The sequence below is a fragment of the Carboxydothermus pertinax genome (assembly GCF_001950255.1).
GTDB classification, from domain to species: domain Bacteria; phylum Bacillota; class Z-2901; order Carboxydothermales; family Carboxydothermaceae; genus Carboxydothermus; species Carboxydothermus pertinax.
Window position 1 is genome coordinate 70,465 of the sequence record NZ_BDJK01000062.1, and the last position, 12,287, is coordinate 82,751.

Annotated in this window: 12 protein-coding genes; 1 reads left to right on the plus strand and 11 read right to left on the minus strand. The window is 33.9% G+C overall.

Annotation, left to right across the window (positions count from 1 at the left end; all coding sequences use genetic code 11):
* Positions 1 to 896 (minus strand): glycosyltransferase (locus tag cpu_RS12710; RefSeq protein ID WP_200800700.1); only part of this gene is annotated, 896 nt, incomplete at its 3' end.
* A gap of 55 nt (positions 897 to 951) precedes the next feature.
* Positions 952 to 1,899 (minus strand): SDR family oxidoreductase, encoded by a 948-nt coding sequence (locus cpu_RS12715; protein ID WP_075860357.1) that lies wholly within the window; start codon positions 1,897 to 1,899, stop codon positions 952 to 954.
* 84 nt (positions 1,900 to 1,983) lie between these two features.
* On the opposite strand from cpu_RS12715, the gene cpu_RS12720 reads away from it, so the two are divergent.
* On the plus strand, positions 1,984 to 2,964 hold the full coding sequence (locus tag cpu_RS12720) for a glycosyltransferase family 2 protein (RefSeq protein WP_075860358.1): 981 nt from the start codon (positions 1,984 to 1,986) through the stop codon (positions 2,962 to 2,964).
* Here the strand turns inward: cpu_RS12720 and cpu_RS12725 are convergent.
* The 9 genes from cpu_RS12725 to cpu_RS12765 all read right to left on the minus strand — a co-directional run.
* Positions 2,915 to 3,829, minus strand: coding sequence for a class I SAM-dependent methyltransferase (locus cpu_RS12725; protein ID WP_075860359.1), 915 nt, complete (start codon positions 3,827 to 3,829; stop codon positions 2,915 to 2,917). The two genes, cpu_RS12720 and cpu_RS12725, sit on opposite strands and share 50 nt — an antisense overlap.
* Entirely contained in the window at positions 3,822 to 4,916 is a 1,095-nt protein-coding gene (locus tag cpu_RS12730; protein ID WP_075860360.1) for a CgeB family protein, read from the minus strand. Before cpu_RS12730 ends, cpu_RS12725 begins: the two co-directional genes overlap by 8 nt.
* A gap of 19 nt (positions 4,917 to 4,935) precedes the next feature.
* Positions 4,936 to 6,366, minus strand: coding sequence for a mannose-1-phosphate guanylyltransferase/mannose-6-phosphate isomerase (locus cpu_RS12735; protein ID WP_200800701.1), 1,431 nt, complete (start codon positions 6,364 to 6,366; stop codon positions 4,936 to 4,938).
* The gene (locus cpu_RS12740; RefSeq protein ID WP_075860362.1) at positions 6,354 to 7,736 is read right to left on the minus strand and encodes a phosphomannomutase/phosphoglucomutase; all 1,383 of its coding nucleotides are present in this window, start codon (positions 7,734 to 7,736) and stop codon (positions 6,354 to 6,356) included. Before cpu_RS12740 ends, cpu_RS12735 begins: the two co-directional genes overlap by 13 nt.
* A gap of 21 nt (positions 7,737 to 7,757) precedes the next feature.
* Positions 7,758 to 8,702 carry a GDP-L-fucose synthase gene (fcl, locus tag cpu_RS12745; protein ID WP_075860363.1) on the minus strand — a complete coding sequence of 315 codons (945 nt, stop codon included), beginning with the start codon at positions 8,700 to 8,702 and terminating at the stop codon, positions 7,758 to 7,760.
* Between the two features lie 10 nt (positions 8,703 to 8,712).
* Positions 8,713 to 9,765 carry a GDP-mannose 4,6-dehydratase gene (gene gmd / locus cpu_RS12750; protein WP_075860364.1) on the minus strand — a complete coding sequence of 351 codons (1,053 nt, stop codon included), beginning with the start codon at positions 9,763 to 9,765 and terminating at the stop codon, positions 8,713 to 8,715.
* An 80-nt stretch (positions 9,766 to 9,845) separates the two neighbouring features.
* Positions 9,846 to 10,766, minus strand: a complete 921-nt coding sequence (locus cpu_RS12755) for a glycosyltransferase family 2 protein (protein ID WP_075860365.1) — start codon at positions 10,764 to 10,766, stop codon at positions 9,846 to 9,848.
* A gap of 406 nt (positions 10,767 to 11,172) precedes the next feature.
* Positions 11,173 to 12,045 carry an FkbM family methyltransferase gene (locus cpu_RS12760; RefSeq protein WP_075860366.1) on the minus strand — a complete coding sequence of 291 codons (873 nt, stop codon included), beginning with the start codon at positions 12,043 to 12,045 and terminating at the stop codon, positions 11,173 to 11,175.
* Positions 12,046 to 12,125: 80 nt separating this feature from the next.
* On the minus strand, positions 12,126 to 12,287 hold a 162-nt coding region (locus tag cpu_RS12765; protein ID WP_200800702.1), incomplete at its 5' end, for an ATP-binding protein.

Here is a 12,287-nt window from a genome sequence, read left to right on the forward strand (position 1 = left end):
AATCCCGCCGCCATAGCTTCAAGAATCGAAACTGGTAAGCCTTCGTGCCGGGAAAAAAGCGTAAAAACATCAAAATCCCCCAACAAATCGTAAACATCTTCCCGGTGTCCCAAAAGAAGGATTTTTTCCGAAAGCCCCCTTTTTAATATTTCCGCCCGAAGCCACTCTTTTTGCGGTCCATCTCCTACTACGACAAAAACAACCCTCTCCCAGTTTCTTATTACCATCTCCGCTGTTTTAAGGAGAAGCTCTAAGTCCTTGGGTGGGGCAAGACGAAGTACAGTTCCTACTATTTTTATTTCATCGCTAATTCCAAGTGCCTTTCGAAGCTTTCCCTTTTCTGTTATAATTTCCCGCAAGCCATTGGGAATATTGTATAACTTCTCTTTCCGGGTAATTTTATATTCAAGCCCTTTCCGGTAATCTTCCCGGGATACCGTCACCATCATGCTGCCAAACAAGCCTGCCAGTCGCTCCGCCCAGACATAAAAAAGAAATTTAAGAAGTGGTTGATTTAAGTCAAAAACCCAACCGTGCACGGTAAAAATCCTAACCGGAACACGGGCAAAAAAAGCTGCAATTCTTCCTACTATCCCTGCTTTTGTGCTGTGACAGTGGACGATATCAAACTTTTCCTTCTTAAAAATGCCTATTAATTTAAATAATAGCTTAAAGTCCTTTGTTAAAACTATTTCCCGCTCCATCTCCGGTAGCGGCCAAAATTTTATATGTGGATAATCTTTTAACCAGGAAAATAACTCTCCTCCGGGAGCCGCCATGACCGTAATATCGTACTCCTCCGGATTTAAGCCGCTTACAATATGATAGAGAACCTTCTGGGCTCCTCCCACCTCACTTAAGGTAATAAGGTGTAAAAGTTTAATTTTCTTATTCATATTTTTTCTCCCAAATTTCCTTCATTCCGCTTCCTATTTTTTATTTTTCCAACCTCTACTCTCCAATCTCCAACTTCCGTTTATGCCACTCAACCGTCTTTTTAAGGCCCTCTTCCAAACTCACCTTAGGCTCAAACCCTAAAATATTCCGGGCCAAAGAAATATCCGCCAGGGAATCCCGGACATCTCCAACCCTTGCCTCAGCATATACCGGCTCAATATCCACACCGATAATCTCTTTTATCACTTTGTAAAGCCTAATTAAACTAATCCGCTCTCCGCAGGCAATATTGAATACCTTCCCTGAGGCTCCCCGGGCGGTTAAAGCCAGCATATTCGCTTCAACCACATCATCGATAAAAATAAAATCTCTGGTTTGCATTCCATCCCCATAAATTGTCGGCGGCACCTCTTTCACTAGAGCATCTATAAACTTTGGAATCACCGCCGCATACTGGGAATTGGGATCCTGCTTGGGCCCAAAAACATTAAAATACCGAAGACCCACCGCTTCAATCCCGTAAATCCGGGTAAAAACTTGAAGATATAACTCTCCGGCATACTTCGAAACCGCATAGGGAGAAAGCGGCTCCGGGTACATGTCTTCTTTTTTCGGTAAAGTTTCATTATTCCCGTAAACTGCCGAAGATGCCGCATATACTACCCGTTTGACTCCATTTTCTTTAGCAGATAAAAGCACATTAATCGTCCCGGTAACGTTTACTTCATGGCATTTTAAAGGATCATCGATAGAAGCCGGCACCGACGCCATCGCCGCTTCGTGCAAAATATAATCCACATCTTCGGTTATTTTTCTTAATAAATCTAAATCCCGTATATTCCCTTTAATAAAGGTAATTTTATCTAAAACTTCGGAGAGATTTTCCTCTTTACCGCTTGATAAATCATCCAGGACAATGACCTCAGCTCCGTCTCGTACCAACCTTTCCACTATATGGGATCCAATAAAACCTGCTCCCCCGGTAACCAGGAATTTTGCCAAAGTTAATCCCCTTTCTCTTTACAGTTTTAAACTAAAAACATTATACTAAATTTGGTACATTTTTTCACTACACGGAGGATTAAAATGAATATTAAAACCGCCTGGGTTGTACCGACTTTAAATAGGCCAAAAGATATTGAGCGTTTATTTAATAGTTATCTTAAACAAACAGTAAAACCTGACAAAGTTATTGTCATTGACGGCAGCAAAGATGAGGAAACTAAAATGGTCTGTGAAAAATTTCAAGCCCAGATTAAAAACTTAATCTATGAACATACTACCAAACTTGGTTCGGTTACCCAGAGACTTTTGGCTTTTAAGTACTTAAAAGATATCGATTATGCGTTGTTTTTAGATGATGACTTTGAGTTAAATGATAATGCCTTTGAAATATTATTGGGAAAAATAAGAACCCTTCCTCCTAAAACATGCTTGGAATTAAATTTTAAAACTATTTCTTATGGTTCTGAAATTCAAAAGCTCGGTAGCTCAAAGTTTTTTAATTTCTTTAAAAAAATCTTCTTTTTACCCCATGAAAGCACTGAAAAAAAGGTACTGCCTTCGGGAGGCAATACCTGGTTAAACGAGTATGAATTAATTGTAAAAGATGAATTAAAAAAAGTTGGCTGGCTCTCCGGCTGCTGCATGTTTCTGCCTGTAAAACCACTACTTGAAAAGCCAGATTACTTCTTTAATGAAGATATGCAGCGTTTTAGCGGTTACGCCCTTGGAGAAGACGTCTACTTAAGCGTACAATTAGCCAAAGAAGGCTATAAATTTTACCGGGTAATGAACGCCTGGGGAATACACCACAAAGCTCCCTCAGCCCGGCCGGATTTGGAAAAGTTAATGGCGGCTAAGGTGTTTAATCAAAAACAAATATTTAAAATTTTAAAAAATAAAAATCATATATTTTTTTTCATTAGTTTATGCGGAAATTTTTTTCTTTCATTCATTTCATGTTTATTTACGAAATCGTTATCGCCACTTAAAGGTGTTTTAAAAGGTATTTGGTTTAGTTTTCATTTTGAAAAATTATATTCGCATACAAGGTATAAGAATTAATAAAAAGTGCTTTAAAACATAGTAATAAAAACGTATTAGTATTTGGAAAACCATTAACCTTGAAATAAGGGTTACGATAAAAAGCAATGTCGCGAATACCATTTTTTAAATAAAGATTCATTAATCTGTAATCGAAATAATCATAGTTATGAATATAAAAGATTTTAAACCCAACTTTGTTAGCTAGTAATTTAATACTGTCTTCCGAGTGAATAACTCTATGATAGGGAAACCAAAAATTTATATCACATTCATATTTTATATTTCGTTTTGCTTTATTTGTTATTGGAATGCTAAAAATAAATAATCCTTTTTTATTTAATTTATTCTTTATATTTTTAAAAAAAGCAATTTGTTCATCAATATGTTCTACAACTGCTCTTGCAATAATTACATCATAATTTTCATTAACCGTATCTATATTACCAAGAAATACTCTTTCTTTATACTCTGGATATTTTTGTTTGAATTTTTCAACAGCACTACTTGAAATTTCTAATCCATAAGCATTATACCCTTTATCTAAAATTTTCTTTAAAAAATCCCCCTCACCAAAACCTATCTCTAAAATTTTTTTATCATTAATTAATCTCAAAATTTTTTGTTCAAAATTCTTAAAGTTATATGTATTGTAAAATTTTAGCAAATAATCGATTGTTTTAAATATTTTCCCTATCATTACTTTAAATTTATCATTATAAAAATTTAAAGAGTAGAAATTATCAAAATATCTTTTATTTTCAGTTTCATCATCTATATGGCTTTTATTTATAAAAAAGCAAAAACAATTTTGACATAAAATATAATCTTTTTTAAAATTTTCACTAATTTGAGTAGCTACTCCACAAATTGGACATCTAATCATTTACATTCCCCTTAATAATTTTTAAAATATCTGAAAAACGTTTTTCATAAGTATGATCCCTTAAAACTCTCTGCCATCCAGAAATCTTAATTTTTTCCCTTTCTTCATCATGCTCTAAATAATACTTAATTTTGTAAACTAAATCATCAATATCATAATAAGTAACAATTTCTTCATTAATTTTAAAATAATCCTGCAGTTTATCATTATGTTGAGTTAGTAAGAACCCGCCGCAACTTGGAACTTCAAAATCTCTACCTTTTATTTGATTAATATTTATATTTTTTGATGCATTACTTAAATTTAAATTTATCTTACTTTGATTAAATATTAAAATCATTTCCGAAACCGAAACTCTTCCATTTTCCCATCCATATCCCCAAGTAGCCACATTTATACCCCTTACTCTTAATTCATTTACTATTTGTCTTCTATTACCATGAGGTTGACCTACAAACGAAACATCATATTTATAAGGTAATTTTAAGTATCTATAAATGTATTGATTTGCTGCCCACTGAGTTAATATAACATTTTTAATTCCATTTTCTTTATAAATAGGGACCGCTGCATCAAATGTAGTACATACCCAATCATAATAACGCGCTTTTTGCAAGGAAAAAGAATTTAATCGCCAATGATCATCTGCAAACCAGACTATTGTTGTTATATTTAATTTTTTAGATATTTTCTGTAATGTTTCCGGCTGTATTTCATCCTTAAAAATAAAATGAAAAACGATATCCGGGGAAAATAAAAAAGCTGTTTCAAATAAAAGCTCTTGTGTTTTTTCAACCCCTATTTCCTGAATTATTCTATCAAAATTAAATTTGATAATAGGATATCCTGAGAAAAGCAATGAATAAAAAAAATTTAATTCCTCAAAGCTCAAACCCCGATTCCTATCACCATAATCCCATTTCATTGCAACATATAATATTCTTGGTTTGTTAGAATTTAAATTATATACATCAACTAAATTTTCAATTAAAACCTCACTATTAATCTTTTTATATTTAATTGTTCCAATTGTTGATTTAGTAACATTTTCTAATTTTACACGTATTTTATCCAAATACTTTTTCATTAGTAATCACCATGCTTTCTTAAACTCTTTCTAATCTTCCATAAAGATCATCCATCCGCACTATATCATCTTCTCCCACATAACTGCCCACCTGAATTTCGATTATTTCCAAAGGCACTTTGCCGGGATTTATCAGGCGGTGCGCCTTGGTTGGAGGTACGTAAATACTTTCGTTTTCGTAAACATACTTTTCCTGACCGTCTATTTCAACAAGCGCTGTTCCTTTTATCACCACCCAGTGTTCACTCCGGTGGTAGTGAAATTGAAGGCTCAGCTTCTGCCCGGGATTTACCACGATACGTTTTATTTTATACCTTGGCCCTTCTTCCAATACAGTATAACTCCCCCAGGGCCTGTGGATGGTAAGGTGCTCGTCTGATTGGGGTAGATTTTGCTCTTTAAGCTTACTAACTACTTCTTTTACCTTCTGGGCTTCACCTTTTTTGGCGATTAACAGGGCATCCGGAGTTTCTACTACCATAATCCCTTCAAGACCTATAGTTGAAACAAGTCTTTTTTCGGTTAAGATCAGGCTATCCTTAGTTTCTATAGTCAGAGCATTTCCTATTACCGCATTATTATCGTCATCTTTAGGCAGTAGCTCATAAATGCTCTCCCAGGATCCCACATCAGACCACTGCAGTTCTAAAGGAATTACTGCAGCTTTATCCGTTTTCTCCATCACCGCATAATCCAGAGAAATATCCGGCATTTCCGAAAAAGTATTTAAAACATCTTCATAACTTTTTCCCTCTATTTTTTCGTAAATATCCGGAGCATGTTTTTTAAATTCTTCCAATATATCTCCAATAGTAAATGCAAACATCCCGGAATTCCAGTAAAAGTTTCCGCTTTGAAAGTACTCTACTGCTTTTTCCAGATTTGGTTTTTCTACAAACCGTTTTACTTTAAAACCTTCACTAATTTCTTCTCCTTTTTCTATGTAGCCATATCCTGTTTCCGGTTTTGTAGGTTTAACACCAAAAGTACCAAGAAAACCTGCTTGGGCAAGGTTGTCCATTTTTAAAAGATATTCACCAAAAGCATCCTGGGGGTTAATTAAATGATCGGAAGGAGAAATAAATATGGTTTCGCTTTCATTTACTTTTTTTACTTCTAAAAGATATTTTACCGCCAGGGCTACTGCTGGGGCAGTATTTCTACCCACCGGCTCTAACAAAATATTTTCTCCTAAGATAAAGTTAATCTCTTCTACCTGGTTTTTAACGAGAAATTTGTAGTCATTATTGGTAATAATATAAATATCTTCCGGATTTAAAACATTCAAAATCCTTTTAACAGTTTTCTGCAAAAAAGATTCTTTATCCCCAAGGCTTAAAAACTGTTTGGGATAGGTTTTTCGGGATAATGGCCAAAGTCTTGTTCCACTCCCACCTGCTAAGATTATCGCTTTCATGCCTATACCACCTAATTTTTTTAATACTCCCACTCGAAATCCTCTAACCCTGCATTAATAATTCTTTGCTTTAAATCAGTTGTTATTTCTTTTAATCTTTCTGGACTTTTTGCCTCACACCTTGCCACCAGGACCGGCTGGGTATTTGAGGCCCTGACCAGTCCCCAGCCATCAGGATAAAGTATCCTTATACCGTCCACGGTAATGGCTTCGTACTGCTTTAAAGCATCTTCCTTTATCTTTTCTATTACCTTAAACTTTAGTTCATCAGAACAATCAATCCTGGTTTCGGCTGTGCTGTAATATACCGGGACATCAGCCAAGAGCTCGGACAATTTTTTATCGGAATTGGATAGGATCCTTAAAAGCCTTCCTGCCGCATAAAAGGCATCATCAAAGCCAAAATATTCGTCAGCAAAAAACATATGGCCGGACATTTCACCGGTAAACAGAGCATTTAGTTCTTTCATCTTAGCTTTAATAAGGGAATGTCCGGTTTTATAGAAGTACGGTTTTCCTCCAAGTTTTATTATCTCATCTACTAATGCCTGGGAGCATTTTACTTCGACAATTGCCGTTTCGCCCGGGTGCCGGGCTAATATCTCCCGCCAGTATAAGACCATGAGCTTATCGCCCCAGACCACTTCCCCCCTGTCATCTACTACTCCAATTCTATCGGCATCGCCATCAAAAGCAATACCCAGGTCAGCCTTTTCTTCGCGAACATACTTTACTAGATCAACTAAGTTTTCTCTTTTTACCGGGTCGGGATGGTGGTCTGGGAAATTGCCATCAGGCTGGCAGTATAATGGTATAACTTCACAACCAAGGGCGTCTAAATAGGGTACGATGTAGTCCGAGGCCGCTCCGTTGCCAGCATCAACAGCTACCTTAAGCTTTCTCGATCCAAGTTTTATTTTTGAGGTAAGCATCTCAATATAAGCACGACCAATATTTTCGTGAGTAACTTTACCCGGATTTTCACTCAATGCTATCCTATTTTCTTCAATTATTTTTCTTATTTCCTGGATTTGTTCACCGTAAATAGTAGTTTTCCCAAGGGCAAGTTTTAAGCCGTTAAATTCTTTAGGATTATGGCTTCCTGTAACCATTACCCCGCCATTTACGTCAAAATGATAGAGGCTGTAATAAAAAAGAGGCGTGGTAACAATACCTATATCAATAACGTTTATCCCGGTTGCGATAATTCCTTCAATTAAACTTTTTCTTATTTTTTCGGTGGATAGACGGACATCGCCACCGACAGTAATTATATCAATATTGTATCTTTTTAAAAAAGTGCCGTAAGCTTGTCCAATTAATCTTACTACTTCGTCATTAAGCTCCGTTTCGGCTATACCGCGGATGTCGTATTCACGGAAGATAGAAGGATTAACTTTCATTTGTTCCCTCCACGCTGAGCTTTATTTTCTCTTTATATTTTCCTCATTTTCTAAATACCATTGATAAGTACTTTTTATTCCCTCTTCAAGGGAAATCTTTGCTTCCCAACCGAAGGCTTTTAATTTGGAAATATCCAGTAATTTTCGTGGAGTACCATCAGGTTTACTGGTATCCCATTTTATTTCTCCAGTATAACCAACGATATTTTTAACTAAATTAGCCAGATCTTTTATCGATATATCCTGCCCAACACCTATATTGATTATTTCTGAATCATTATAAGAACGCATTAAATATAAACAAGCATCAGCCAAATCATCTACATGAAGAAACTCTCTTTTAGGAGTACCGGTTCCCCAAAGAACTACCTCAGGGCTATTATTTACCTTGGCATCGTGGAATTTTCTAATTAACGCAGGTAGTACATGAGAATTTTGTAAATCAAAGTTGTCATTTGGTCCATAAAGATTTGTCGGCATCACCGAAATAAAGTTTGTTCCATACTGCCTATTATATGCCTGACACATCTTGATGCCGGCAATTTTGGCTATCGCATATGGTTCATTGGTTGGCTCTAATTTCCTATCCAATAGATATTCTTCTTTTATAGGTTGCGGTGCATACTTGGGATAAATGCAGGAACTTCCTAAAAATAAAAGTTTTTTAACTCCTGTTAGGTATGCACTGTGAATTATATTGGCTTCAATCATCAGGTTGTCGTATATAAATTCAGCAGGAAAGGTGTTGTTTGCTAAAATCCCTCCTACCTTGGCTGCAGCTAAAAAGACGTATTCGGGTTTTTCCTTCTCAAAAAATTTTAAAACATCATCCTGTTTTCTTAAATCCAATTCTTTACTTGTCCGGGTTATTATGTTTTCATAGCCTTCCTGCTTTAATTTTCGTAAAAGGGCAGAGCCTACCAATCCGGTATGCCCTGCCACATAGATTTTTGCTGATTTTTCCATATAAATCACCTTAACCTAATGTAAGTTTGTTATTTGTCCAGTCAAAACCTTTTTCATGAATAATCTTAATACCCTCACCAATTGGTTCAAGTCCTGCTTGAATTAAATCGTAATCTACCATTATTCTCACAAGTTCTTTAAAAGTTACCCTGGGCTCCCAGCCCAATATCCTTTTGGCCTTGCTACTATCTGCTAAAAGATAATCAACTTCTGTAGGCCTAAAGTATCTCGGGTCTATCTCTACATATTCCCGCCAGTCAAGTCCTGCATAGGAAAAGGCTTCTTCTAAAAACTCACGCACCGAATGGGTTTCACCAGTTCCTATGACAAAATCATCTGGTTTCTCCTGCTGAAGTATTAACCACATGCATTCGACATATTCAGGAGCAAATCCCCAGTCCCTTTTAGCATCAAGATTCCCCAGATAAAGTTTGTTTTGCTTACCAGCCTTAATATTAGCCAGGGCCCGGGTAATTTTTCGGGTAACAAAGGTTTCACCCCGTCTGGGAGATTCGTGGTTAAATAATATACCGTTGCAAGCAAAAAGGTTATAAGCTTCACGATAGTTTACAGTCATCCAATAGGCATATACTTTAGCAGCTGCATAGGGACTACGAGGATAAAATTTGGTTTCTTCATTTTGAGGTGGCGGAGCTGCACCAAACATTTCCGAACTTGAAGCTTGATAAAACTTGGTTTTTATTCCGCTTCTGCGAATAGCCTCTAAAATTCTTGTAGTACCAAGTCCAGTAACATCTCCGGTAAATTCTGGCATTTCAAAACTGACTTTAACGTGACTTTGAGCGCCAAGATGATAAATTTCATCCGGTTGTATATTGTAAATAATATTTGTCAACTGTCCGGCATCGGTTAAATCGCCATAATGTAGATAAAGCCTTGTATTGGGCATATGTGGGTCTTGATAAATATGGTCAATCCGCTGAGTATTGAATGTACTTGCCCGCCGAATAATACCGTGCACTTCGTAACCTTTTCTCAATAACAATTCAGCTAAGTATGAACCATCCTGGCCGGTAATACCTGTGATTAGAGCTTTTTTCAAAAATAATCCCCCGCTTTTTCAAAATTGTATTTAATTTCCATATTTTGTTATTCTAATTAATTTTTCATGCTTTTTTGTTTTTATATCTTTCTATTGCCAAGAATTTTTTTACCTATTTTTTTTAATTTCGTATAATAAGGGGTTAATATTTTCCATGCTATCAATTTTAAATCAAACATTTTAAAAAAAGACTTATTTTTCTTTATATAATAATATGCAAGTAAAGAATAAGTTTGAGCATTTCTACTTTTTAAAAACCAGTGTCTTAAATACAAAAAACTTATCCATGAATCGATAAATTTTCTTTTAATTTTTTTATCATTAAATAATTCTGCTAAAAAAACAAATCCAAAATAACTTTTTGAATAGCCAACATTACCTTCAACCGGTGGCAAAAAATCCGGTTCAAAATATTTTTCTCTTTTTAATATTCCAGCTTTTATTTTTCTCTCATTTAGCGTTTTAATTAGTACTGCAAGATGAGGAAAACATGTAAACATATACTCAAAAGCATATCTTATATATTCTTTTATAAGCTCTGATTTATATATTACATTACTTATACAAGAAATATCATTAAAAAGATAAAAAATATCATTTATTGTGTACTCCACAATATTAAATTTTTGAATATTTTTATTATGTGAAAATACTAAAATATCAATATCGTAATTAAGAAAGTTTAAAATTTCATTAAAAACATTATCTTTTAAAATGTCATCATCACTTAATATCCAAATATATTCTGCCTTATCACATAATAAAAAGCCTTTTGCTATATTAGCATTTCCCCCAATGTTTGCAGGATTTCGGTCGTAAATAATATTATTGTATTTTCCACAATAATTTCTTACAGAATCATAATCTTTATCAGTAGAACAATTATCACTAATATAAACAATTACATTGTCATTATAAACTAAATTTTTTAATCTACTTAATTGTTTAATTAAGCTATTACTTCTATTGTATGATGGAATATAAATTAAAATTTTTTTCATATATTTATCCCTCTTCGAACTAAAAAGTTTAGGTAAGCGTGTGCAGCAGTTTTAAAATATGTGCCATAAGATGTAACTTATTTGTTGGTTTACAAAAAATTTATTGAAAATCTTAACTTGATAAAATTATATCATGTTTAAGGGGTAAAAAGGTAATTTTTTTAAATTAATTTATACATCCCAAACATTTTTTCTCATCCAAAGATCTAAATTACTTCTACGAGATCAAAAAATTATATAATATTGAAAATTTTTATATTCATTTTTTATGTTACCACAAAAAAACTTCAAACACAGTAAGTAAAAGCAAAAAAGCCATCTCTTGCGTTTAATATTTTTAAACAAAAATATTCTTTATATTAGAATAAACTATTTTATAAACCTTTTGTCTATTTAACCGATACATCTATTTATAAGCATAAACAAGTGTATAACGGTATGTAGGAGTTCCCCCATCAAGAAATCTTATAGCCTTCGAATGTTTTATTTTATAATCAAAATACTTAAAATATTGTTTTAAATTTAAATAATCATCAGGCTTATGGTAACTGCAAATTAAAAATTTTGGCCAATATTTTTCAATTGTTTTTGTTGCCCCATTCAAAAAAGCCATTTCAAATCCCTCAATATCAACTTTAATGAGGTCAATTTTGCTAATATTTTCATTCTCATCAATAAAACTATCCAATGTTTTAATACTCGAAACAATTTTTTCAATTTTGCTTTGATCAATATTTTTTCTATTCGAAAATGAGCTTACCCCAATAACTTCCGTATTGATATAAAATTCAAGTTTATCAATATTTTCATTTCCTAAGCCAAAATTAAAAATTTTCACCTTATCCATCTCTATTTCATATTTAAAAGTTAATTTTAACGCACCCACTAAATTTTGTATAGGCTCAAATATAAATATTTTACTTACTTTATCTTTTATTTTATAAGAAAATAATCCTTCACACGCTCCAACATCAAATACAATATCATTTTTATCTGGTTGATAAAATTGAAAATAATTATGAGGATTTTCCGTATTTAACTCAACAAATGTATATTCCAACGTTTTTATGTTAAAGTTTTTCGGCCAAAACAACTTCGAATCATCAGGAAATCTTACTATAACAAACCTATAATCATATTCCTCAATAACAAGATTGATAGATATTTCTAAATGCTTAGACAGTATATCATTTAATAAACTACTCCATTGGACATATGGTTCTTTTAAAAAAATTTTATCTTTTATTAATTTAAGTCTCCATTTAACTTTATTTAACATTTATTCCCCACCAACCTTGATTCAATTTTTTATATTGTCAATAGCGGATTTAAATTGACCCACCCTGGCTTTTTTTAAAATTAAGCTTTGATATGTGGGTTACCGTAGAGACCGGTTTTTAACCTGTCTTTTAGGCGGTAGCTGTTGCCTCTTATGTTGATTATATGGGCATGGTGTAATAGCCTATCCAACACTGCAGTGGCAAGCACCGGGTCTCCCATGAGCTCCCCCCATTCCCCAAA

Bases quoted from the DNA above. Each gene is read 5' to 3' on its own strand.
- cpu_RS12720 (WP_075860358.1), top strand. From the start codon at position 1,984: ATGAATATTAAAACCGCCTGGGTTGTACCGACTTTAAATAGGCCAAAA.
- cpu_RS12725 (WP_075860359.1), bottom strand. From the start codon at position 3,829: ATGATTAGATGTCCAATTTGTGGAGTAGCTACTCAAATTAGTGAAAAT.
- cpu_RS12730 (WP_075860360.1), bottom strand. From the start codon at position 4,916: ATGAAAAAGTATTTGGATAAAATACGTGTAAAATTAGAAAATGTTACT.
- cpu_RS12740 (WP_075860362.1), bottom strand. From the start codon at position 7,736: ATGAAAGTTAATCCTTCTATCTTCCGTGAATACGACATCCGCGGTATA.
- fcl (WP_075860363.1), bottom strand. From the start codon at position 8,702: ATGGAAAAATCAGCAAAAATCTATGTGGCAGGGCATACCGGATTGGTA.
- cpu_RS12755 (WP_075860365.1), bottom strand. From the start codon at position 10,766: ATGAAAAAAATTTTAATTTATATTCCATCATACAATAGAAGTAATAGC.
- cpu_RS12760 (WP_075860366.1), bottom strand. From the start codon at position 12,045: ATGTTAAATAAAGTTAAATGGAGACTTAAATTAATAAAAGATAAAATT.